This window comes from uncultured Brevundimonas sp. (assembly GCF_937870815.1).
GTDB lineage: Bacteria > Pseudomonadota > Alphaproteobacteria > Caulobacterales > Caulobacteraceae > Brevundimonas.
In genome coordinates, this window is sequence record NZ_CALMZS010000142.1 from 1 (window position 1) to 23086 (window position 23086).

The 23086-nt window shown below is 70.3% G+C and carries 23 protein-coding genes and 1 pseudogene; 18 read left to right on the forward strand and 6 right to left on the reverse strand.

The window, feature by feature from the left end; translation table 11 throughout:
* The coding region (locus Q0588_RS09285) for a carbamoyl phosphate synthase small subunit (RefSeq protein WP_298745673.1) at nt 1-576 on the forward strand (576 nt) is incomplete at its 5' end.
* 76 nt (nt 577-652) lie between these two features.
* Here the strand turns inward: Q0588_RS09285 and Q0588_RS09290 are convergent.
* From Q0588_RS09290 to Q0588_RS09300, 3 genes are all read right to left on the reverse strand, one after another.
* On the reverse strand, nt 653-1120 hold the full coding sequence (locus tag Q0588_RS09290) for a hypothetical protein (protein WP_298745674.1): 468 nt from the start codon (nt 1118-1120) through the stop codon (nt 653-655).
* Nucleotides 1117-1491, reverse strand: coding sequence for a hypothetical protein (locus Q0588_RS09295; protein WP_298745675.1), 375 nt, complete (start codon nt 1489-1491; stop codon nt 1117-1119). Before Q0588_RS09295 ends, Q0588_RS09290 begins: the two co-directional genes overlap by 4 nt.
* An 84-nt stretch (nt 1492-1575) precedes the next feature.
* Nucleotides 1576-2022, reverse strand: coding sequence for a hypothetical protein (locus Q0588_RS09300; protein ID WP_298745676.1), 447 nt, complete (start codon nt 2020-2022; stop codon nt 1576-1578).
* Nucleotides 2023-2307: 285 nt separating this feature from the next.
* On the opposite strand from Q0588_RS09300, the gene dnaG reads away from it, so the two are divergent.
* From dnaG to Q0588_RS09330, 6 genes are all read left to right on the forward strand, one after another.
* Nucleotides 2308-4176: a DNA primase gene (gene dnaG / locus Q0588_RS09305; protein ID WP_298745677.1), complete on the forward strand. Its 1869-nt coding sequence runs from the start codon at nt 2308-2310 to the stop codon at nt 4174-4176.
* A gap of 67 nt (nt 4177-4243) precedes the next feature.
* Complete coding sequence (rpoD, locus tag Q0588_RS09310; RefSeq protein WP_298745678.1) at nt 4244-6205, forward strand: RNA polymerase sigma factor RpoD; 1962 nt, start codon at nt 4244-4246, stop codon at nt 6203-6205.
* Between the two features lie 653 nt (nt 6206-6858).
* Nucleotides 6859-7545, forward strand: coding sequence for a hypothetical protein (locus Q0588_RS09315; RefSeq protein ID WP_298745679.1), 687 nt, complete (start codon nt 6859-6861; stop codon nt 7543-7545).
* Nucleotides 7546-7684: 139 nt separating this feature from the next.
* The gene (locus tag Q0588_RS09320; protein WP_298745680.1) at nt 7685-10936 is read left to right on the forward strand and encodes an N-6 DNA methylase; all 3252 of its coding nucleotides are present in this window, start codon (nt 7685-7687) and stop codon (nt 10934-10936) included.
* A 335-nt stretch (nt 10937-11271) separates the two neighbouring features.
* Nucleotides 11272-11802 carry a hypothetical protein gene (locus tag Q0588_RS09325; RefSeq protein ID WP_298745681.1) on the forward strand — a complete coding sequence of 177 codons (531 nt, stop codon included), beginning with the start codon at nt 11272-11274 and terminating at the stop codon, nt 11800-11802.
* Nucleotide 11803: 1 nt separating this feature from the next.
* Nucleotides 11804-12127 (forward strand): Mpo1-like protein, encoded by a 324-nt coding sequence (locus tag Q0588_RS09330; protein WP_298745682.1) that lies wholly within the window; start codon nt 11804-11806, stop codon nt 12125-12127.
* A gap of 16 nt (nt 12128-12143) precedes the next feature.
* Here the strand turns inward: Q0588_RS09330 and Q0588_RS09335 are convergent, their stop codons facing one another.
* Nucleotides 12144-12752 (reverse strand): 3D domain-containing protein, encoded by a 609-nt coding sequence (locus Q0588_RS09335; protein ID WP_298745683.1) that lies wholly within the window; start codon nt 12750-12752, stop codon nt 12144-12146.
* 361 nt (nt 12753-13113) lie between these two features.
* Between Q0588_RS09335 and Q0588_RS09340 the strand changes: the two genes are divergently transcribed.
* The gene (locus tag Q0588_RS09340; protein WP_298745684.1) at nt 13114-14133 is read left to right on the forward strand and encodes a S1/P1 Nuclease; all 1020 of its coding nucleotides are present in this window, start codon (nt 13114-13116) and stop codon (nt 14131-14133) included.
* Nucleotides 14134-14160: 27 nt separating this feature from the next.
* On the forward strand, nt 14161-15582 hold the full coding sequence (locus Q0588_RS09345) for a sulfotransferase (RefSeq protein ID WP_298745685.1): 1422 nt from the start codon (nt 14161-14163) through the stop codon (nt 15580-15582).
* A gap of 278 nt (nt 15583-15860) precedes the next feature.
* Here the strand turns inward: Q0588_RS09345 and Q0588_RS09350 are convergent, their stop codons facing one another.
* On the reverse strand, nt 15861-16799 hold the full coding sequence (locus Q0588_RS09350) for an IS110 family transposase (protein WP_298745686.1): 939 nt from the start codon (nt 16797-16799) through the stop codon (nt 15861-15863).
* Nucleotides 16800-17054: 255 nt separating this feature from the next.
* Here Q0588_RS09350 and Q0588_RS09355 point away from each other — a divergent pair, with 255 nt between their 5' ends.
* Entirely contained in the window at nt 17055-17846 is a 792-nt protein-coding gene (locus Q0588_RS09355; RefSeq protein WP_298745687.1) for an RNA methyltransferase, read from the forward strand.
* 156 nt (nt 17847-18002) lie between these two features.
* Here the strand turns inward: Q0588_RS09355 and Q0588_RS09360 are convergent, their stop codons facing one another.
* Nucleotides 18003-18713, reverse strand: a complete 711-nt coding sequence (locus Q0588_RS09360; protein ID WP_298745688.1) for an NAD-dependent deacylase — start codon at nt 18711-18713, stop codon at nt 18003-18005.
* A 143-nt stretch (nt 18714-18856) separates the two neighbouring features.
* Here Q0588_RS09360 and Q0588_RS09365 point away from each other — a divergent pair.
* The 8 genes and pseudogenes from Q0588_RS09365 to rpsD form a co-directional block, all read left to right on the forward strand.
* Nucleotides 18857-18955, forward strand: a pseudogene (locus Q0588_RS09365) (hypothetical protein); the annotation flags it as partial.
* Nucleotides 18956-19027: 72 nt separating this feature from the next.
* Nucleotides 19028-19414, forward strand: a complete 387-nt coding sequence (locus Q0588_RS09370; RefSeq protein ID WP_298745689.1) for a VOC family protein — start codon at nt 19028-19030, stop codon at nt 19412-19414.
* A 50-nt stretch (nt 19415-19464) separates the two neighbouring features.
* On the forward strand, nt 19465-19707 hold the full coding sequence (locus Q0588_RS09375; RefSeq protein WP_298745690.1) for a hypothetical protein: 243 nt from the start codon (nt 19465-19467) through the stop codon (nt 19705-19707).
* An 84-nt stretch (nt 19708-19791) separates the two neighbouring features.
* The gene (locus Q0588_RS09380; RefSeq protein WP_298745691.1) at nt 19792-20091 is read left to right on the forward strand and encodes a type II toxin-antitoxin system VapC family toxin; all 300 of its coding nucleotides are present in this window, start codon (nt 19792-19794) and stop codon (nt 20089-20091) included.
* 187 nt (nt 20092-20278) lie between these two features.
* Nucleotides 20279-20515, forward strand: a complete 237-nt coding sequence (locus Q0588_RS09385; RefSeq protein ID WP_298745692.1) for a hypothetical protein — start codon at nt 20279-20281, stop codon at nt 20513-20515.
* Between the two features lie 96 nt (nt 20516-20611).
* A complete protein-coding gene (locus tag Q0588_RS09390) occupies nt 20612-21223 on the forward strand; it encodes a superoxide dismutase (protein WP_298745693.1) in 612 nt (203 codons plus the stop codon).
* Between the two features lie 82 nt (nt 21224-21305).
* Complete coding sequence (locus tag Q0588_RS09395; protein WP_298745694.1) at nt 21306-22238, forward strand: MBL fold metallo-hydrolase; 933 nt, start codon at nt 21306-21308, stop codon at nt 22236-22238.
* 147 nt (nt 22239-22385) lie between these two features.
* A complete protein-coding gene (rpsD, locus tag Q0588_RS09400; protein WP_298745695.1) occupies nt 22386-23003 on the forward strand; it encodes a 30S ribosomal protein S4 in 618 nt (205 codons plus the stop codon).
* Nucleotides 23004-23086 lie beyond the last annotated feature (83 nt).

The window sequence follows — 23086 nt, forward strand, 5'->3', positions numbered from 1 at the left end:
GTCGACGCCTCGGACCGGTCGGTCGTCGTCGTCGACTATGGGGTGAAGCGCAACATCCTGAGGGCGCTGGCCTCGACCGGGGCGAAAATCACCGTGGTGCCGGCCGACACCACGGCCGGGGCCATCCTGGCGCGCAACCCGGACGGGGTGGTGCTGTCCAACGGACCGGGCGACCCGGCGGCCACCGGCGCCTATGCGGTGCCGGAGATTCGCAAGCTGGTCGACAGCGGCAAGCCGCTGTTCGGCATCTGCCTGGGCCATCAGATGCTGGCCCTGGCGCTGGGCGCGAAGACGGTGAAGATGGACCAGGGCCATCACGGGGCCAATCATCCGGTCAAGGACCTGACCACGGGCAAGGTCGAGATCGTGTCGATGAACCATGGCTTCACCGTCGATCGCGACAGCCTGCCCGAGGCGGTGACGGAGACCCACGTCAGCCTGTTCGACGGCACCAATTGCGGCCTCGCCCTGAAGGACCGGCCGGTGTTCAGCGTGCAGCACCACCCGGAGGCGTCGCCGGGGCCGACCGACAGCCTCTACCTGTTCCAGCGCTTCGCGGACCTGATGCGGGCCTGACCGGGGCAGGCCTCGGCGGCGCATGAAGCAACGGCCGGCGCCGCCGGCGCCGGCCGTTCCCGCGGGCGCGGCGCCGTCAGTAGGGGCCGCGGCAGTCGGTGACGACCGTGCCGGCCTCGGTGCTGCGGCTGCAGGTCGATTCCCGGACCGGCGGGCCGCCGTCGCGGTCCCGGTACATGCTGGTCGTGCGCGAGCGCACCTCCTCGCCGTTGCGGACCATGGTGCGGGTCCGCGAGCGGGCGATTTCGTCGTCCGTGCGGGCGGTGGCGGTCGAACGCTGCATGGCCAGGCGCCGGTTCAGCCTGGCCCGCGAATCGGTCCGCGCCTCGCCGCCCTCGGCGGTGGCGGCGCCCCCGCCCGTCACGCCCAGGGAGGAGCCGTCGGTGGTCCCGGAGCCGTAGGTGGAGGCGCTGACGCCCGCGCCCGCGACGCCGCCGCTCGTGCCGCCCGAGATCGGCGGCGCGGACTGGGCCGTGGCGGCGGACGAGGCCAGGCCCAGCATCAGGGCCGCAACCGCGGCGGTGGTTCTTGTCGTGGGGGTCATCGGTTGTTCCTTTCGGGCGCGCGCTCGTCGATGACGGTCGTGCAGCCATTGTGGTCGTGGGTGGTTGTGACGGTGCGCTGGCCGGTCCCGTCCCGGACCGTGGCGCTGGCCACGGACCGGTTCGCACCGCCCGTTGATGACGAGTGGACCGAAACGCTGCTGGAGGCCGAACCCGAAGATCGTCCCCGGGCCTGGGCCCGCGCGCCGTGGCGGCCGGTCCCGGTCGAGGCCTCGGCGGCGTCCGCGGCCTGAGTCACGGTGCGGATTCCGTCGGGGGAAATCCGCACGATCGTGCAGCCCGGCTGTCCCTGGTGCGGCGCATCGGCCGGCGCGACGACCGCAAGCGACAGAAATGCGGATGTGATCACCATTGCGGTCCTCCCCGGCTCCGCTCCGCGGCCCGCCAGAAGACGGGCCGCGGATCCGATCCTTCATCGATCGGTGCGGACATCGGATCAGTCATAGCGGCGCGGGCGGCGCGTTTCCTCCGACGTGGCGGTGGAGCTGCCGTAGATGTCGGCGCTGCTGCCGTCGCGGCGGGTCTCGCCATAGGCGTCGACGGTGGTGGCGGTCGACTGGGTCCCGTCGCCCGACGCCGCGCCGCCGGAACTCACCGCGGCGCTGGTCCTGTTGCGATCCGTATAGACCGAACCGGCGCCATAGGTGCTCGCCGCATTGGGAACCGGCCTGGGGTCGTCGCGGTCGCGCCAGTGGCGGTTGCGGCGGTCGCGCTGGCCGCGATTCTGCGCTTGCGCCTCCAGGGCGGCGCCGGCCACGGCTCCGCGGTCATTGGCCTCGGCGACGCCCAGGCCGGAGACGCCGACGCTCTGGGCCGCGGCGGCCCCGGAGACGCCGATGGCGACGGTGGCGGCCATGGCGGGAAGAAGGGTGCGGATGGTCATCGTTGATACTCCAATTCGCATCTGTGCGATGCTGAGTGTTCTCAACCCCGCCGTCCAAACCGGCATGAAGAATAACAGTTCCTCAAATCATGTATATTAACGGCGTTAATGTAATCAACTTCGATATCCGTAAATTAATGTGACAGAAAATTATCTATACTTGACTATTAGCGAAACTATTAGCGTCGCCGTTGCCGAGTTATATTCCGTAACACGGATCGATCTGGACCGCTGAAGGCGGAACCAGAGGGTCGCTTGTCTGGTGGGTGCAGGCTAGGGTGAGCCGTGCGCTTCGACGACCGCTTCCTTGAAGAACTGAAGGCCCGCCTTCGGCCGTCCGACATCATCGGGCGAACGGTGAAGCTCAAGCGGCAGGGACGGGAGTATGTCGGCCTGTCGCCCTTCACCAAGGAGAAGTCGCCGTCCTTCTTCGTCAACGACGACAAGGGCTTCTTCCACGACTTTTCGTCCGGCAAGCACGGCGACGTCATCAGCTTCCTGCAAGAGACCGAGCGGCTGAGTTTCGTCGAGGCGGTGCAGCGGCTGGCCGGCGAGGCCGGCATGGCCCTTCCCGCGGAAGACCCGCAGGCGGCCGAACGCGAGCACCGGCGGCAGGGCCTGACCGACTGGATGGACCTGGCCCAGAAATGGTTCGCCGCCAATCTGCGCCGGTCGCCGGGCAAGGCGGCGCGGGACTATCTGGAGAAGCGCGGCCTGCCCGAGGACCAGTGGGAGCGGTTCGGGCTCGGCTATGCTCCGAACGACCGCGAGGGGTTGAAGGCGGCGCTGGCGCAGCGCGGCGCAAGGCCGGGCGATCTGGTCGAGGCCGGGCTGCTGATCGCGCCCGAGGGCGGCGGCGCGCCCTATGACCGGTTCCGCGACCGGCTGATGTTCCCGATCCTCGACGCCCGCGGCCGGATCGTCAGCTTCGGCGGCCGGGCGATGAATCCCGACGACCGGGCCAAATATCTGAACGGGCCCGAGAGCCCGCTGTTCCACAAGGGATCGACCCTGTACGGCCTGCCGGAGGCGCGGCGCATCCTCGGGGCCGAGAGCCGCGACGGCCAGGCCATCGTGGTGGTCGAGGGCTATATGGACGTGATCGCCTGCCAGCGGGCCGGAATCCCGGCCGTGGCGCCGATGGGCACGGCCTTGACCGAGGAACAGATGGAGCGGCTGTGGCGCGTCTCGCCGGAGCCCGTGCTGTGCTTCGACGGGGACGCGGCCGGACGGCGGGCGGCTTGGCGGGCCATCGACCGGGCTCTGCCGCAGCTGAAGCCGGGGCGGTCGTTCCGCTTCGCCCTGCTGGAGGGCGGGCAGGATCCCGACGACATCCTGAGGGACAGGGGCGCGCCCGCCCTGCGGCAGGCGCTGGCCGCGACCCGCCCCTTCGCCGAGGTGCTGTTCCAGAAGGAGGTCGAGGTCGAGCCGCTGGACACTCCCGAACGCCGGGCGGGCCTGAAGGGCCGGCTGCGCCAGGCGGCCTCGGCGGTGCAGGACAAGGACCTGGCCGAGCAGTACAGGCGCGAGCTGTTCGACCGGTTCGACCAGATGTTCCCCGCCCGTCGCCCGCCCCAGGCCGGCGCGGGCGGGGTTGGGGCCGGCGGTCGATGGCGGCCCGGCCCGCCGCCGCGGCTGGGCCAGACCGCCGAGGGGGCCCAGGCGATGCAGTCGCTGTCGCGCTCGATCGAGCCGGTCGCCGCCGCCCTCGCCCATGGCGCCGTCGATGATCCGGAGCGGATGGACGATCACCTCGAGGCGATCGCGGCCCACGGCTTCGGCGATGCGGCGCTCGACGGCCTGGCCCAGGAACTGGTCCGGCTGCGCTTCTCGGGCCGGGACCTTGACTCCGCCGCCCTCCGTCGCCATCTGGCGCAATCGGGTCATGGCGTCTTGATGCACGAGGTCGAGAAGGCGGCGGCAAAGTCCGGCGCGCCCTTCCTGGCCGCAGACAGGCCCCTCGGCGAGGCGCGGATCCGATGGTCGCAGGCGTTCGACGCGCTCACCCGCGTGGCGGCGCTGGAGGATGCCCTGACTTCGGCGCGTGGCGTGCCGGGGCAGGATGAGACGTTCCGTCGGCTGAAGGCCGAGCGTGACGTCCTCCGCCGCGCGATCAAAACCGGCCAGATTTGGGAAGACAGCGCGGGCTCGTAACAAACGACCCCGCCACACGTTGTATTGGCGGACGGCCTGATCAGCCCTCCGCCCGGAGAGAGACTGAATGAGTGCGCAGACCGAGACGCAGGAAGCCGAAGTCCAGAGCGACGGCCCGCTGCTCGACCTCACCGACGCCGGCGTCAAGAAATTCATCAAACAGGCCAAGGCGCGCGGCTATGTGACGATGGAGGACCTGAACAAGGTGCTGCCGTCGGAGGAGGTCACTCCGGACGCCATCGAGGACACGCTGGCGATGCTGTCCGAAATGGGCGTCAACGTCGTCGAGGCCGAGGAGGAAGCCGAGCAGAAGGAAGGCGAGGGCGGCGAGGTCGCCGCCGCCGCCGAGACCTCCGTGGCCGAGACCCCCGCCAAGGCCGCCTATGACCGGACCGACGACCCGGTCAGGATGTACCTGCGCGAGATGGGCAGCGTCGAACTGCTCAGCCGCGAGGGCGAGATCGCCATCGCCAAGCGGATCGAGGCCGGCCGCGACGCGATGATCTCGGGCCTGTGCGAAAGCGCCCTGACCTTCGAGGCCATCATGGTCTGGCGCGACGAACTGGCCAACAACCGCATCCTGCTGCGCGAGGTCATCGACCTGGACGCCACCTACGGCGTGCTCAACCCCTCGTCCCTGCCGCACAACCAGCCGCCGCAGCCGGTCCCCGGCTCGCCCGAGGCCAAGGAGGCCGCCACGGCCCAGGAGGCGGAGGGCGACAAGGGGGAGGACGAGGAGGACGAGGATTTCGACGACGGCGGCGGCATGTCGATCTCGGCGCTGGAGGCGGAGCTGCGCGACGGCGTCATGGAGGTGCTGGACGCCGTCGCGGCGGACTTCGGCGGCTTCCGCAAGCTGCAGGACAAGCTGGTCGAGGCGCGGCTGAAGGGCGAGAGCCTGGGCGCCCGCGACCAGAAGGCCTACGACCAGCTGACGGCCGGCATCTCGGGCCGCCTCAAGACCATGAAGCTGAACAACCACCGCATCGAGGCCCTGGTCGAGCAGCTCTATGCGATCAACAAACGGCTGATGGGGCTGGAGGGCCGGCTGCTCCGTCTGGCCGACAGCTACGGCATCAGCCGGCCGGAATTCCTCAAGGCCTATTTCGGCCGCGAGCTGGACCCCAACTGGGCCGAAGGCGTCAAGGCCCTGGGCGTGCGCTGGACCAAATTCAGCGACAACGAGGCCGCCCAGATCGCCCAGATCCGCGCCGACGTCGCCGCCGTGGCCACCGAGGCCGGCCTGCCCATCGACGACTACCGCCGCATCGTCCAGACGGTGCAGAAGGGCGAGCGCGAGGCGCGCCAGGCCAAGAAGGAGATGGTCGAGGCCAATCTGCGCCTGGTCATCTCCATCGCCAAGAAATACACCAACCGCGGCCTGCAATTCCTTGATCTCATTCAGGAAGGCAACATCGGCCTGATGAAGGCGGTCGACAAGTTCGAATACCGCCGCGGCTATAAATTCAGCACCTATGCGACCTGGTGGATCCGCCAGGCCATCACCCGCTCGATCGCCGACCAGGCGCGCACCATCCGCATCCCGGTGCATATGATCGAGACCATCAACAAGATCGTCCGCACCAGCCGCCAGATGCTGCACGAGATCGGCCGCGAGCCGACCCCGGAGGAGCTGGCCGAGAAGCTGGCCATGCCGCTGGAGAAGGTCCGCAAGGTGCTGAAGATCGCCAAGGAGCCGATCAGCCTCGAGACGCCGATCGGCGACGAGGAGGATTCGCATCTCGGTGATTTCATCGAGGACAAGAACGCCATCCTGCCGATCGACGCGGCCATCCAGTCCAACCTGCGCGAGACCACCACCCGGGTGCTGGCCAGCCTGACGCCGCGCGAGGAGCGGGTGCTGCGCATGCGCTTCGGCATCGGCATGAACACCGACCACACCCTGGAGGAGGTCGGCCAGCAGTTCTCGGTGACCCGCGAACGCATCCGCCAGATCGAGGCCAAGGCGCTGAGGAAGCTGAAACACCCGAGCCGGAGCCGGAAGCTGCGGAGCTTCCTGGACAGCTAGGGTCGAGGGGCTAGAGGCTAGGGATTAGGGATTAGGGATTAGGGATTAGGGATTAGGGATTAGGCGGCGGGGATCGGAGAGCCCTCCCCCTCGACGGGGGAGGGTTGGGTGGGGGTGCTCGCTCCGGCCCGGCCGAGGGAATCGCCGAGGGGCGGCGTCCGCGCCTCTCGCGCCCGGCCTTCGACACCCTGCCTCCACCCCCATCCCCGACCCTTCCCCCGTCGAGGGGGAAGGGAGGCGCCCTGATGCCTCGCCGCCTGGTCCCGGCCGTGTGACCCGCGAACGCATCCGCCAGATCGAGGAAGCTGCGGAGCTTCCTGGACAGCTGAGGTCAGGCAGCAGGCAGCAGGCAGCAGGCAGCGGGCAACAGGCAACAGGCAGCAGGCAGCAGGCAACAGTAAAGGCGTTGCTCTCCCTTCCCCCTTGATGGGGGAAGGGCCGGGGTTGGGGGTGACAGTCTGTCCGGATCAAGCGCCGTCTGCTCCGACCGCCGCACCCCCATCCCAACCCTTCCCCCATCGAGGGGGAAGGGCTTTTTTGTGGGGAATTCGACCCCTCGCCGCGCAGGACTTCCGCTACTCCCGGCGGCGAATTGAGGGACAGCGAATACGTCTGCGTCCGGATTTGACGCACCTCCGTGGTCCGATCGCGCCATGGAGCATTTTCGCCTCAGGAAATATCGCGGGCCCGACACCTGGCGCCGGGTCAGGGAGGCCTATGCGGCCGGGGAGTCCGGGCCGTCGCTGGCGCGGCGCTACGATGTCGGCCTGGCCAATCTGAGGAAGAAGGCCAGCCGCGAGGGCTGGACCCGGTCGGCGGTGGCCGCCGCCCTCGACCGCGAGTTGCCGCCGCAGACGACGCCGGAGACCGGGGCCGTATCGGAGGCCGGCCCGGCCGGGGTCCCGCCCGCCGACGGGCCGGAGCCCCTCGATCCCCCGGCCGTCCGCCGCCGCGCCGTCGACCGCGCCGCCGCCCTGCTGGCCGAGGGCCGGGCCGCCGAGGCCCTGGCCCAGCTCAAGGCGGCCGAGGCCCTGGCCCGGCTGGGCGTGGCCGAGGCCTGGGCGACGCCGGAGCCGAGCGAAGAGGACGCCGAGGCGGTGCGGATCAAGGTCGGGCGCATCGTCGAGGACCGCGCCGCCGAACTGGCCCATGAGATGCTGGCCGAGGGGGTGAGGCCGGGGGTGCGCTGGGGCGGCTTCGCCCTGCGCTGGCGGGCGCAGACCTATGGCGCCGAGGCGGCCGAGGCGGACCGGCGGACGGCCGAGGCCGAGGGCTGGGCGGACCGGTACTGGGACGCGGCGGGGCGGCTGCGGGAGAGGGAGGCGGGGGAGATGGAGTGAGGGGGGGGGGACACGTCCGCGAAGCCCTTCCCCTCGGACGACATAGGCCGGCGCGGCCGGGGCGCCGAAGAGGTCGGATTGGTTCGGCCATGACCTTATGGGTCGACCGAATCCCGGAGCCCGTCTACCGTCAGGGACAATGGAACTGTTCGCATCCGCCGGCATCGACCTGCCCTCGTCGGGGAGCGGGGCGCGCAAGTCGCGGGCCCTTTCGCGCACGCTTCATGTGCCCCTGTTCAATCACAACGTGGTCGAGGAAGCGTCGCGGGGGACGGGCGTGCGGGCCTTCGTGCCGACACCGGAACAGACGGCGGCGGCCGTCGATTACGCCCGCAAGGTGCGCGACCCCAAATTCCTCAAGGGCAAGGAAACCGCCGTCCGGCATCGCCTGATCGAGGAGGTGCTCCAGACCGTGCTCGGCTACGCGCCCTATGACCCCGGCCGGCCCTACAGCCTGGCGCTGGAGCGACCGATTCGGGGCGGGTCCGTCGATGTGGCTCTGGGCGCCTTCAACCGGCCGGAACAGGACGACGAGATCGTCGCCCCGTTCGAGCTGAAGGGGCCGGACAGCGCCGACCTGGACCGCATCATGCCGGGCCGGGGGCGCAGTCCGGTGCAGCAGGCCTGGGACTACGCCATCGACGCGCCCGGGTCGCGCTGGGTGCTGGTCTCCAACTGCCTCGAAATCCGCCTCTATGCCTTCGGGCGCGGCCGCGACGCCTATGAGCGGTTCGATCTGACCCGGCTGGACGACCGCAACGAGCACGAGCGGCTGTGGCGCATCCTGTCGGCCAGGAGTCTGTTCGGCGGCCACACCGATCAGCTGCTGCGTGACACCGACAGCGCCTACAAGGCGGTCACCGATGCGCTCTATAAGGACTATGCCGGCCTGCGCGGTCGGTTGATCGACTTCCTGCGCGACACCGGCGAGGACGGGCCGGGTCTGGAGACGCTGAAGGCCATCGAGGTGGCGCAGAAACTGCTGGACCGCATCCTGTTCATCGCCTTCGCCCAGCGCACCGACCTGATGCAGGACAGGCTGCTGAAGAAGGCCGCCGAAGAGAACAACGATTTCGCGCCCTATCCGCAGTGGCGCAACTTTCAGGGGTTGTTCCGCGCGGTCGACAAGGGGCGTCGCGACCGGCGCATGGACGTGCCCGCCTATAACGGCGGGTTGTTCGCAGAGGACGCGGTGGCCGACACCGTGGTCCTGCCCGATCATCTGGCGGTCGAAATGGCCGCGCTGGGCGAGTGGGACTATCGCCGCGAGGTGCCGGTGACGGTGCTGGGCCGGCTGTTCGAGCAATCGATCACCGACATCGAGGCGCTGAAGTCCGGCGCCGCCCCGGAGGTGTCCAGGAGGAAGCGCGAGGGCGTGGTCTATACGCCCGACAGCATCACCCGGTTCGTGGTCGAGCAGACCATAGGGCGGTCGCTGGACGAGCGCCGCGCCGCCCTGTGGGACGAACACGGGATGTGGGAGGCCACCGATGGCGAGGCCGGGCCGGGGCCGGAACAGGCCGGGGCGTTCTGGCGCGCCTATCTGGAGGCGTTGCGCGATTTCACCATCGTCGATCCGGCCTGTGGATCGGGGGCCTTTCTGGTGGCGGCCTTCGACGAGATGGCCCGGCGATACCGCGACGCGGTCAAGGCGCTGGAGGCGCTGGAGGTCGAGATCGATTTCGACGTCTTCGACGAGATCGTGACGAAGAACCTGTACGGCGTCGATCTGAACCCCGAGTCGGTCGAGATCACCCGCCTGTCGCTGTGGCTGAAGACGGCCCGCCGCGACCACCGGCTGCAGAATCTGGAGGCCACGATCCGGGACGGCAACAGCCTGATCGCCGATGCGGCCTTCAGCGACAATCCGTTCGACTGGACCACGGCCTTCCCCGAGGTGCGGGCGCGCGGCGGCTTCGACGTGGTGATCGGCAATCCGCCCTATGTGCGGATGGAGCATCTGAAGCCGATCAAGCCGTATCTGAGCGAACACTATGTCGTCGCCGACGACCGGACCGACCTCTATGCCTATTTCTTCGAGAAGGGCGTGGCGATCCTGAAAACCGGCGGGCGGCTGGGCTACATCTCGTCCTCGACCTTCTTCAAGACCGGCTCGGGCGAGAAGCTGCGGAGCTTCCTTGGCGACGGCGTCGGCATCGAGGATGTGGTCGACTTCGGCGATGTGCAGGTGTTCGAGGGGGTGACGACCTATCCCGCCATCCTGACCCTGAAAAAGGGCGAGAGCGGCGACGAGGGCCAGCTGCGATTCCTCGGCGTGACCGACAAGGCGCCCGAAGACCTGGGCCGCGACTTCGCCCGGCGGGCCACCGTCATGCCGCGCGCCCGGCTGGGCAAGGGGAGCTGGCAGTTCGAGAACGACGCCCTGGCCGCCCTGCGGGCCAGGATCACGGCGGGAAGGAAGACGCTGGGCGAGGTCTATGGCGCACCGCTGTACGGCATCAAGACCGGGCTGAACGAGGCCTTTGTCATCGACCGGGCGACGCGGGATCGGCTGGTGGCGGCGGATGCGAGATCGGCGGAGCTGCTGAAGCCCTTCCTGCGCGGCGAGAACATCAAGCGCTGGCGGATCGAGAGCGACGACCTGTTCCTGATCAACACGCCGAAGGGGCAGGTGGACATCGAGGCCTATCCGACGGTCCGGGATTGGCTGGCGCCGTTCCGCGAGGCGCTGGAGAAGCGGGCGACGAAACAGGAATGGTGGGAGCTGCAGCAGGCGCAGGTGGCGTATCAGGATCGGTTGGGCCAGCCGAAGATCGCCTGGCCGCACTTTCAGCACGAAAGGTCGTTCGTCATCGACCGGACGGGCACGTTCCTGAACAACAAATGCTTCTTTATCGCGGGGGAAGACCCCGTCGCCCTGGCCTTGCTGAATTCACAAGTCTTGTGGTTCCAACTGGTCACCGCTGCGCGGGCGAAGCGAGGCGGTTATATCGAGGCGGAAGCGCAATACGTCGGCGAGTTGGCCGTGCCGGATGTCGGTGAAGACGATGCAGGTTCGCTGGACGTTCACGCCGGAGCTGCGAGCACCGCAGCCGCTGCCCGCCATGCGACCGACGCCGCCGTCCGCCGCCGCATCCTCGACCTCGCCCCGCCCGGACGGCGCAAACTGACCCGCAGGCTGGAGGCCTGGCATGACCTGGACTTCGCCGCCTTCCGGGCCGAGGTGAAATCGGCGTTCAAGACCGAAATCCCCCTCAAGGAGCGCGGCGACTGGGAGGCGTATCTGGCCGAGAACGCCGCCGAGGTGCATCGCCTGACCGCCGAGATCGCGGCCGCGGAAGCGCGGATCGACGCCATCGTCTATCGCCTGTTCGACCTGACCCCCGAGGAGATCGCCCTGCTGGAATCCTCTATCGCGGCGCATCACTAGAGCCTGATCGGTTGAGGAGGAATCGCTTCGCGATTCCGCCGATGCCGTGAATCAGGCTCCAGTCTAATGCTGGAGCGAAGATCCGGGTTTGGACGCGATCGCGTCCAAACCGATTTCGCTCTAGGCGCGCCGCCCCTCCACCCTCCTGCGCCGCGGCGCGGCTTCGGAGGGTCCCCCTCCCCCGGTGGGGGAGGAGACGGGAGACGGCCGGTGCGGCGGCCGGCCCCCTCCACCACGCTGCGCGTGCCCGCCCAAGGCGATCGCCGTTCGGTGAATCGACAGGCGGGCCGCGGCGTGGTTGGCTGGGGCGTCGCCGCCGCGAACAGGAGGTCGTCATGGTCAGCCTCGCCCATCTGAAGCGCCGCCTCGGCCAGTACGCCGCCGTCTGGGTGGCGGGGTTCCTGCTGTCGGGGGCCGGGATCCTGGCCGGGCTGTTCTTCGCCGACCTGATGACGGCGGCCGATGTGGTGCTGCCGGCGGGGCTGGCGCTGGCGGCCCTGGCCCTGGGGGCGGGGCTGACCGCCAGCCTGGCGTCGCGGGAGACGCCGGCGACCAAGCTGCTGGTGCTGGCCGGGGCCGGGCTGCTGGCGCTGCCGCTGCTGTGGGCGCCGGTGTCGGCGGCGGTGGCCATCGCCTTCTTCGCCGACCGGTCGATCGAATATTCGGAAGCCTATGCGGCCTTCCAGATCGGGGTGTCGCGGGTGCTGTTCCCGATCAGCCAGTGGATCGGCGACGGCGACCTGTTCGGCCGGGTGTGGACGGCGTTCCAGTGGGTGTCGACGGCGGTCGGCTTCGCCTCGGCCGTGGTCAACATCTGGCCGATGCTGAGGCGGCTGCTGGGGCCGGAGCCGGTCGGGGAGGTCTGAGATGGGCGCCCCCGGGCCGGCGGGCCGACGCTTCGAGAGCTTTGCGGCCTTCTACCCGCACTATATCCACGAACATTCCAACCGGACCTGCCGGCGCATCCATGTGGTCGGCTCGGCGCTGGCGCTGGTCGTGCTGGCGACGGCGGCGGCGACGCGGAACCCGTGGTGGCTGCCGGCCATGCCGGTGGTCGGCTACGGCTTCGCCTGGGCCGGGCATTTCTTCTTCGAGAAGAACCGCCCGGCGACCTTCCGCTACCCGCTGTGGAGCCTGATGGGCGACTGGCGGATGTTTTTCGAGACGGTCAGCGGCAGGCGGCGGTTCTGAAGCGGCCGCCGGGCGCTCAGTTCGAGCCGACGTTGGTTCCGGCCGAGGCCATCATCGTGGTCTGGCTCGGCCGGGCGTCCCACGACGGCGGGCAGCCGTCGAAGCGGCCGGCGTCGATCAGGGTCAGGCGGCGCTGGTTGAAGCGCATGGCCGGGCGCATCGAGCCGCGGCCGTGGCCGGTGTAGAGGTCGATCTTGCGGCCCTTGATGGCGCCGCCGGTGTCGGAGGCGTACCAGTAGCCGTCGTGCAGGGCGCCGTCGGGCAGGCGCAGGCCGACCGTCTCGGGGATGAACAGCCGGGTGCGGCGCGGGATGTAGCGCGGGTCCGTGGCGATGGTGCGCATCGGGATCGGCCGGCAGCCCAGGGAGTCGTTGCCCGTCGCTCCGCCTCCGCCGGCATGGTAGAGATTGACGCGGGCGGTCCAGTCGGCGTCCTCGGCCATCAGGGCCTGCTGCTCGGCGGTGAGGGCCATGCCGCGGTCGGAACCTTCGTCCGCAGGCGCCGTTGACTCCACGCCGAGCCCGGAGGCGACCGCGGCTTCGTAGGTGACGGGTTCGCCCGCCGCGCCCTGCGCGGGGAAGGCCGTCGCCCAGAAAAGGGCGAGCGCAGCGGCGATGCCGAGCATCGGTTCGACTCACGAAGGCGCCGGCCCCTGACGCGTCCGGCGGGTCGCTTGTCGTCGAGAAATGCGGCGAAAACCGGACCTGCCGCCCCGCCTGCGACCCGCTGTCCGGTCATCCCGTGGACAGGTTCGCCCCGTGAGGGTCTTGCCGACTCTCGTTTGACCAACGCGATCGAAGCTGTAAGCTGCATTCGCAGATCAAAAACACTTTGCTGGGCCGTGATGCTTACTGTGTTCGGAGATATTCGTTCGGGCGACTGTTTGAAGGTCAAGTGGTTGCTCGACAGGTCCGGGGGGAGGGCTTCTGTATGGCGGCCCGAACAGCCCTCTCCCGATCGGAGCGGGAATGGGTTAGGACGCTCCCATGAAACGCATCCTCATCGCCGCCGCCGTCCTGTCGCTCGCGGCCATTCCCGCCGCCGTCTCCGCCTGGGGCGCCACCGGCCACCGGCTGATCGGGGTGGCGGCTGTGCGCGGCCTGCCCGACGACCTGCCGGCCTTCCTGCGCACCCCGGGCGCGGCGGCCGAGGTCGGGGAGCTGGCGCGCGAGCCGGACCGGACCAAGGGCGGCGGCCAGCCGCACGACCGGGAGCGGGACACGGCGCATTTCATCGACATGGACGAGGCCGGCCGGGTGATGGACCGGAGGGGGCTGTCGATCGACGCCCTGCCGCGCCTGAAGTCGGAATACGACGCGGCCCTGACCGCCGCCGGGCTGGACGTCGACGACGCCGGCTACCTGCCCTACGCCATCATGGACGGCTATCAGCAGCTGGTCCGCGACTTCGCCGCCTGGCGGGTGCTGAACGCCGCCGAGGCGCGCGAGACCGATCCGGGCCGGCGCGCCTGGTATCGTGAGGACCGGCGGCGGCGCGAGGCGCTGATCCTGCGCGACATGGGCTATCTGGGCCATTACGTCGGCGACGGCTCGCAGCCGCACCACACCACGATCCATTACAACGGCTGGAGCCGCGACGCCCCGAACCCCGAGGGATTCACGACCTCGCGCCAGACGCACGCGACGTTCGAGGGGGCCTTCACGGCGCGGGTGGCGCGGCTGGACGCGGTCGAGGCGGCCATGGCGGCGCCGGCTCCGGGCGGGTTCGACCTGCGCGCCCGGGTTCCGGCCTATCTGAGGGCGACCCTGGCCGAGGTGCTGCCCTTCTACCGGCTGGAGAAGGCGGGCGGCTTCGCCGACGGCGACGCGCGCGGACGCGACTTCGCCCTCGCCCGGCTGGCGGCGGGGGCCTCGGAGCTGCGCGACCTGTTCATCCTGGCGTGGCGGGACTCGGCCGACGACTCGATCGGCTGGCCGGCGGTCAAGGTGGCCGAGGTCGAGGCCGGGACGGCCGATCCGTGGCTGGCCCTTTACGGCGAGGATTGACCGCTGGAGCCCTCCGTCGGGCAGCTGATGGCGCGGGCCTCGCAACTGCGCGCCGAGGGGCGGGCGGCCGAGGCGGCGGAGGCCTACCGACGGCTGCTGGCGATCCGGCCGGACCTGCCGGACAGCTGGTATAATCTCGGCCTGATGGAGCGCGCCTGCGGGCGGTTCGAGGCGGCGCTGGCGGCCTATGGCGAGGCGCTGCGGCGCGGCGTGTCCGGGCCGGAGGAGGCGCGGCTGAACCGCGGCGTGATCTACGCCGACGATCTCGGCCGGCCGGAGCTGGCGGAGGCGGAGCTGTCCGCGGCGCTGGCCCTCCGGCCCGGCTACCTGCCGGGCCTGCTGAACCTCGGCAATCTGCACGAGGACATGGGCCGGCGCGAGGCGGCGCGGGCCGCCTACGAACAGGCCCTGGCCGCCGATCCGGGCAACGCCGTGGCGCTGGCCCGGCTGGCCGGACTGGAGCGCCCCGGCCGGGCCGACGCCCCGATCATCGGGCGGCTGGAGGCGGCGCTGGCCGCGCCCGGCCGGACCGCGGAGGAACGGGCGGAGCTGGGCTTCGCCCTGGGCCGGGCCCTCGACCAGGCGGCGGCCTATGAGGCGGCGTGGCGGGCCTATGCGGCGGCCAACGCCGCCAGCCGCGCGGCCGACCCCGCCGGCGCCCGCTATGACCGGGCGGCGCAGGCGGCGCTGGTCGACCGGCTGATCGCCGCCTTTCCGGCCGCCGCCGCCGGCGACCCCGGGGCGGAGCCGGGGCCGGTGTTCATCTGCGGCCTGTTCCGCTCGGGCTCCACCCTGGTCGAGCAGATCCTGGCCCGCCACAGCCGGGTCACCGCCGGCGGCGAGCTGGGCCTGGTCCCGCGGCTGGCGGCGCGGCTGCGGCCCTATCCCGAAGCGCTGGCCGGGCCGGAGGGGCCGGCGCTCGTCGCCCGGGCCCGGACGCTCTACCGCGAGGGCCTGCGGGCGGCCCGCCCCGGCGCCGAGGTGGTCACCGACAAGCGGCCCGACAACTTCCTGCACCTCGGCCTGATCAGGGCGATGTTTCCCGGGGCGCGGATCGTCCATACGGTGCGCCAGCCGCTCGACGTGATCCTGTCCAACTGGTTCCTGCATCTGGACCGGTCCATGCCCCAGGCGCTGGACCTGGAGGACATGGCCCACTGGCACGGGCAGCACGAGCGGCTGATGCGCCACTGGAAGACGCTCTATCCCGACATCCTCGAGGTCGACTACGACCGGCTGGTGGTCGAGCCGCAGCCGGTCGTCGAGGCTCTGCTGGCCTATTGCGGGCTGGACTGGGAGGCGGGGGTGCTGGATTTCCACAAGGCGGCCGCGCCGGTGCGCACCGCCAGCGTCTGGCAGGTGCGCGAACCGCTGTACCGGCGCTCGTCGGGGCGGTGGCGGAACTATGAGCGCCATCTGGACGGGGTGCGGGCGGCGCTCGAAAAATGACCCTTCTCCCCGGCGGGGGAAGGGCGGGGGCAGTTCGACACCGCCTCTTGTCATCCCGGCCGAACCCCGGCGAACGCCGGGGGGAGAGCCGGGACGCAGAGACCGATAGTCACATCCTCCCGGAAGCGGCGCCAGCCGCTATCCGGGAGACAGGAGAGGTCAGGACGCGAGGCCGCCCGTCTCCCGGCTAATCGCTTTCGCGATTTCCGGGAGTTCAGAGAGGTGGCGCACTCGGTCCCGGATCGCCGCTTCGCGGCGTCCGGCGACTGTATTGGAAGTCAAGCGTGGTTCCAGGGCTGATCGGCTTTGATCATGCTGTTGGCGGCCACGGCGAGGCGGCGGGCGATGGCGACGAGTGCGACCTTGGCGGGTTTGCCGGCCTCGCGCATGGCCCTGTATTCGCGCTTCAGGCCCCGATCCGAGCGAGAGGCGCTGAGGGCGGCCATGTAGAGGGCGGTGCGCACGCAGGACCGGCCGCCGCCGATGTGGGCGCGTCCGGTGCGGGTTCCGCTCTGGTCGGGATGCGGCGCCAGGCCGGTCAGGCTGGCCACCGAGCGGCGGTCGAGCGTCCCCAGCTCCGGCAGGTCGGCCAGCAGGGTGGTGATCACCGCCGGTCCGACGCCGGGGATGGTGCGCAGCAGCTCGGCCCGGCGCCGGTTGGCGGGATCGGCGGCGAGCCTGGTCTCCAGCAGGGCCTCCACCCGGGCGCGCTCGGCCTCCAGCCCGGCGATGAGGCGCCGGCAACTGGCGGCGATCTCCTCGTCCAGGGCCTGTTTGAGCCGGGTCTTCTCGGCCGCCGCCAGCTCCACCACCTGCCGTCGGCGGGTGGACAGGGCCCGGATCTCCATGGCTTCGGCGCTGGGCAGGGGGCGGGCGACATCGCTCATGATGAGAGCGAAGCGCGCGATCAGGGCCGCGTCCAGCCTGTCGGTCTTGGCCCGACGGCCCTCCGCCAGCCGCAAGGCCTTCACCCGGCGGGGATCGACCACCCCGACCTGGAAGCCCGCCAGGGCCAGCGCCCGCACCAGCGGCGTCCCATAGGTCCCGATGCTCTCCAGCACCACCCGCGCCACACCGGCCCGCTTGAGCCGGGCCGTCACCACCTTCAGGCCCGCCGGCGCGTTGGGCGCACGGAACGCCCGCCCCGCCGGAGCCACCGCCACATCCAGCCAGTCCCGGCCCACATCCACGCCGGCCGCGCACGCGATCATCGTCATCGTCCCTCTCCTGTGTACGGGCTCGAACGACAGGACGGCGCCCGGCCCAAGCGACTGTTCGGACCACAACAAAAGGGCGGCCGCACGCTCGCCGGAACGACGGTCCAGCGGACCAGGGATGACAACGCGCTACGACCGCCCGCCCTCAGCTTGCCGCATCAGGCCGCGCCAATACACAGGGATGACAAGGTGGGCCGAAACAGCCGCTGGTGGCGAGCCTACCCCCCGCCCTTCTCCCGCAAGGGGAGAAGGGATATGTCCAGCCGAATGCCCGACCCCACGCCGCCCGTCATCATCCTCGACAAGCCGCAGCTGGCCGACAACATCGGCGCGGTGGCGCGGGTGATGGCCAATTTCGGCCTGTCGGAGCTGAGGCTGGTCGCCCCGCGCGACGGCTGGCCGCAGGAGCGGGCCTGGGCCACGGCCTCGGGCGCCGACTGGGTGCTGGACGGGGTCAGGGTGTTCGGCAGCGTGGCCGGGGCCGTCGCCGACCTGAACACTGTGTTCTCGACCACGGCCCGGCCGCGCGAGACGCGGATGCCGGTGCGGACGCCGCGCGAGGCGGCGCGGCGGCTGTACGACGACCGCGCCTCGGGGCTGACGGTCGGCCTGCTGTTCGGCGGCGAGCGGGCCGGGCTGGAGACCACCGACATCGCCCTGACCCAGGGCATCGTCACCATCCCGATCGACCCCAGGCACCATTCGCTGAACCTGGCCCAGGCGGTGGCGATCAACGCCTATGAGTGGCGCACCCTGATCCTCGACGCCCCGCCGCCGCGATTCAGGGAAGGCGATCCGCCGGCGTCCAACGACCTGCTGGCCGGCATGTACGAACATCTGGAGAAGGAGCTGGACGAGGGCGGCTTCTTCCATCCGCCCGAGAAGAAGCGGTCGATGAGCCAGAACCTGCGGGTCATGCTGGGCCGGGCCGGGTTCTCGGAGCAGGAGGTGGCGACCTTCCGGGGGGTGATCCACGCCCTGGCCAGGGGGCGGGGCCGGGTGCTGGCCAGGCTGGCGGCGAAGAAGGCCGAGACCCCCCAGGGTTAGCGCCGTCATCCTCGGGCTTGACCCGAGGATCAGAGGTTGGGGCGGGCTGTGCGATGGGGTCGGCCCTGCGAACGCGACCGTACGCCCCTCGACGCAGCACCGGACAGTCTGATCCTCGGGTCGAGCCCGAGGATGACGGCGGAGGAGGGGTAGGGTTCAGAGGGATCGACAGAACGCCGGCACGACCTCGGTCGCCGGGCCATAGAACCCTTCATCGAACAGGCGGCGGCCGAGCGAGGGCTCGAGGTTGAGCTCGACCGTGCGGGCCCCGGCCCTGTTGGCGAGATCGACGAAGCCGGCGGCGGGCCAGACCGCGCCGGATGTGCCGATGGAGACGAACAGGTCGCAGGCGGCCAGGGCGGCCTCGATCCGGTCCAGATGCAGCGGAAATTCGCCGAACCAGACGATGTGGGGACGCAGACGGCCGCGCGGGTGGAAGGGCGAGGGCTGGTCCGGGGCGAGGTCGCCGGGCCAGTCGCTGATCCGGCCGGTGACGGTGCACTGCGCCTTGAGCAGTTCGCCGTGCATGTGGACCAGGTCGAAGCCGGACGCGGGCGGGGTCTCCGCATGGGCGCGGTCGTGCAGGTCGTCGACATTCTGGGTGACCAGCAGCAGCTCACCCTCCCAGCGGGCGGCGAGATGGGCGAGGGCCCGGTGGGCGGCGTTGGGCCGGACCCCGGCCAGCTGGCGGCGGCGGCGGTTGTAGAAGTCCTGCACCAGGGCCGGATCGCGGGCGAAGGCCTCGGGGGTGGCGACATCCTCGACGCGATGGCCCATCCACAGGCCGGCGGCGGCCCGGAAGGTGGGCACGCCGGACTCGGCCGAGACGCCGGAGCCGGTGAGGATGACGAGGTTGCGGTGGGTCAACGGGGCCGGGGAGATGGGTAGCGGTGAAGGGCGCCAGTGAGCGGGAGGTGAGCCGATGCAGGACCGTCAGCGCCCGCCTTGCTCACGTCTTTGCTCACTAGCACTCTTCACCCATCCTATCGCGCGGAGCGGAGTCCCGCCCCATGAAAACCCGCGCCGCCGTCGCCTTCGAGGCCAAACGTCCGCTGGAGATCGTCGAGGTCGATCTGGACGGGCCGCGGGCCGGGGAGGGGCTGGTCGAGCAGGGCGACGGGGAGGCTTGCGCCGACAGGATAGTTGTTTAGGAAAACGCTCGGGACAGCAGGAGGGAAGCCATGTTCACCCACATCACCGTCGGCGCGAACGACGTCGAGGCGTCGCGCCGGTTCTATGACGCGGCGCTGGGGGCGCTGGGGATCGAACCGGCCAGCGGGCCGGACCCCAGGGGGCGCTACTGGTGGCGGACGGAGCGGGGGGCCTTCGCCGTCGGCCAGCCGATCGACGGCGAGCCGGCCTGCCACGCCAACGGCGGCACCCTCGGTTTCGCGGCGAAGACGCCGGAGATGGTCCGCGCCTTCCACGACGCCGGCGTGGCGGCGGGCGGCCGCTCGATCGAGGATCCGCCGGGCGTGCGCGACGGCGGCTTCGGCAAGCTGTACCTGGCCTATCTGCGCGATCCCGCCGGCAACAAGATCTGCGCCCTGCACCGGATGGGCGCCTGAGACTGGCCGAGATGCCAGCGTTCTGCTAGCATCCACGCATGGGACAGGTGTTGATCCGTAACCTCGACGACGAGGTGATCGCGAAGCTGAAGCGACTCGCCGCGCGCGAGTCGAAGTCCCTGGAACAGAAGCTGCGGGAGATGGCCGAGCGGGAATCCCGCCGCGCAGAGGACGAATTCTGGGAGCTGGCGCGGATCAGCCGGGAAATGACCCGGGGCGGCGCCATCGACGCCCGGGCCGCGATCGACGAGGGCCGCGAGGAGCGCGAACGTGCCATCCTCGGCGATCTGTGACGCCAGCGTCGCGGTCCGCTGGCTGGTCCACGATCCGCTGTCGGAGATCGCCGTCGGTACGATCTGATCGCCCCGTGGCTGCTGATGTCCGAGACGGCCAACGCGCTGCGCAGCCATGTCAGGGCCGGCCTTCTGCCGCTGGAGCTGGCGCGGCGGCATCTGATGGGTCTGCCCGGCCAGATCGAGCTTCGCGGCGAGGAAAAGCTGATGCCGCTGGCCCTGCGGCTGGCCGTCGAACGGGATCACGCCGCCTATGACTGCGTCTACCTGGCCATGGCGATCACCATGGACCTCCCCCTCGTCACCGCCGACGCGAGGCTGGCCCGGAAATTCTCCGATCTGCCGGGCCTCGAGCTGCGAACGCTGCAGGACTGGGACCGATGAGCAGTCTTGAAACCATCAGGACACACCGCGTCGACGGCGGAACGCTGCGCTATCTGAAGCACGACAGCGCGACCACCGGCCGCGCCGCCAGAGCCTGATCGGTTGAGGAGGAATCGCTTCGCGATTCCGCCGATGCCGTGAATCAGGCTCCAGTATAACGCTGGAGCGAAGATCTGGGGACTGAACCATGACCGAACCCGACTCCGCCCACGACGAGATGTTCGCCGCGCTCTGCCGGGAGGTCGGCTTCTGCCTGCACCCCAAGGGCGAGAAGCGGGTGCTGGCGGCCCTGCCCGACGGGCTGGACGCCGCCACCCGGGCGGTGTTCGAGGCCGAGGGGGTCGATTTCGTTTCGGCGTCCGGCGACCTGCGGCGCGCGGTGCGGGATTGCCTGAAGGCCAACCTGCCCCATCCTCCCCCTTGAGGGGGGGATGGGAACGGAACCGCGGCGCCGGCCCTTGGGTTGGACGTGCGGGCGCCTAGATGAGGGGCCCCGAAATCCCTTCGAAGGAGCCGCCCCATGGCCTTTACGCTTCCGCCCCTCCCCTACGCCTATGACGCGCTGGAGCCGGCCATCGACAAGGCGACGATGGAGTTCCATCACGACAAGCACCACCAGGCCTATGTCGACAAGCTGAACGAGGCCGTCGACGCCGACGCCTCGCTGCAGGGCAGGTCGCTGGAAGAGCTGTTCGCCAACATCTCGAAGGCGCCCAAGGCGGTGCGCAACAACGGCGGCGGGCACTGGAACCACAGCCTGTTCTGGGAGCTGCTGGCCCCGCAGGACCGGACCGGCGAGCCGTCGGCCGAACTGGCCGCCGCCATCGACCGCGACCTGGGCGGGATGGAGAAATTCAAGGCGGACTTCAACGCCGCCGGCGCCGGCCAGTTCGGCTCGGGCTGGGCCTGGCTGATCGTCCAGGACGGCAGGCTCAAGATCACCTCGACCCCGAACCAGGACAATCCGCTGATGGATGTGGCCGACGACAGGGGCGCCGTGGTGCTGGCCGCCGACGTCTGGGAGCACGCCTATTATCTGAAATACCAGAACCGCCGGGCCGACTATCTGAAGGCCTTCTGGACCGTGGTGAACTGGAACCGGGCCAACGAGCTGTTCGCCGCGGCGAGCTGATCGCCGGAAACCGCCGCGCCGCTCTGGCGCGGCGGACGCGGCGTCCTATCTGAAGCGTCGCCTTGTCCCGACCGGAGAGCCGATGATGAACGTCCACGCCCGCCTCGCCGCCGCCGCCCTGATCCTGGCCTCGATCGCGGCCTGTTCGCCCGAAGCCGAAAAGGCCGCGGTCCCCGCCGCCCCGGCCCCCGCGGCGGTTCAGAACCCCGACATCCACGCCTTCCGCATCGGCGCGCTGGAGGCGGTGGCGCTCAGGGACGGCGAGATCGTTCTGGCCAACAAGGCCGGGGACAGCCCGTGGGCGGACACGGCGGCGGCGCGCGCCGCGCTGACCGCGGCCGGACAGCCGGGCGATTCCATCCACCTGTCCGTCCAGCCGCTGCTGGTGCGGGACGGCGAGCGGCTGGTGCTGATCGACGCCGGCGCCGGGGGCCGGATGGGCACCCAGAACAAGCTGGTCGCCTCCTTGCGCGCGGCCGGGGTCGATCCCTCCCAGGTCACCGACGTCCTGATCTCGCACGCCCACGGCGACCATGTCGGCGGGCTGGCCGGGGCGGACGGCTCCCTGACCTTCCCCGGCGCCGCCATCCGCATCAGCGCCCCGGAGTGGGAATATATGAAGGCGGGCGCGGCGCGGGCGGGCGAATCCGCCCTGCTGACCGCGGTGACCCCCCGGGTCCAGCCCTTCGCGCCCGGAGCCCAGGTCACGCCCTCGATCAAGGCCGTGGCGCTGGACGGCCATACGCCCGGCCACGCCGGATACGAGATCGCGTCCGGGACGGATCGTCTGCTCTATATCGGCGACGCCCTGCACAGCTCCGTCATCTCCGTCCAGCGGCCGGACTGGATCAACGCCTGGGATACGGACGCCGCCGCCGCGGTCGCCACCCGGCAGGGGCTGCTGGAGCGCGGGGCCTCCGGCAGCCAGCGCATCTATGGCGTCCACTTTCCCTTCCCGGGGCTGGGCCGGTTCCAGCGCCGCGACGAGGGCTTCGTCTGGGCGGCGGAGCCTTGACGAAAGCCGATCCGGCCGTCATAAGCCCCGCCTTCACGCCACCGGCTCGCCGCGTTGCGTGATCCATGACGGACGATGCGTGGACCGCCGTTGAGATCGTCCCTCCATCCGGGGAGGGACCGGGCCGCATCATGAAGAGAGATACGAATGTCCAAGCGCCACAGCGCCAAGTACAAGCTCGACCGGGTCATGGGTGAAAACCTGTGGGGCCGTTCGAAATCCCCGGTCAACAAGCGCTCCTACGGCCCCGGCCAGCACGGCCAGCGCCGCAAGTCGAAGGTCTCGGACTTCGGCCTGCAGCTGAAGGCCAAGCAGAAGCTGAAGGGCTATTACGGCAACATCACCGAGAAGCAGTTCTCGGCGACCTATGACGAAGCCTCGCGCCGCAAGGGCAACAGCTCCGAGAACCTGATCGGCCTGCTGGAGTCGCGCCTGGACGCCATCGTCTACCGCGCCAAATTCGTGCCGACCGTGTGGGCCGCCCGCCAGTTCGTCAGCCACGGCCACGTCACCGTCGACGGCAGGAAGGTCGACATCGGCTCGTACCGCGTCAAGCCGGGCCAGGTCATCGAGGTCAAGGAGAAGTCGCGCAGCATGGCGCTGGTGCTGGAAGCCCAGCAGTCGTCGGAACGCGACGTGCCGGACTACCTCGAACTGGGCGACCGCGGCTTCTCGGTCCGCTACGTCCGCGTGCCGGAACTGGCCGACGTGCCGTTCCCGGTGAAGATGGAGCCGAACCTGGTCGTCGAATACTACTCGTCGTAACCGCTTCGCGATCACGAGTTTTTCTGGCGCCATGCTCGTGACGCGGTCACTCTCGGCTTGAGCGTGGACCGGGAACGCCCAGG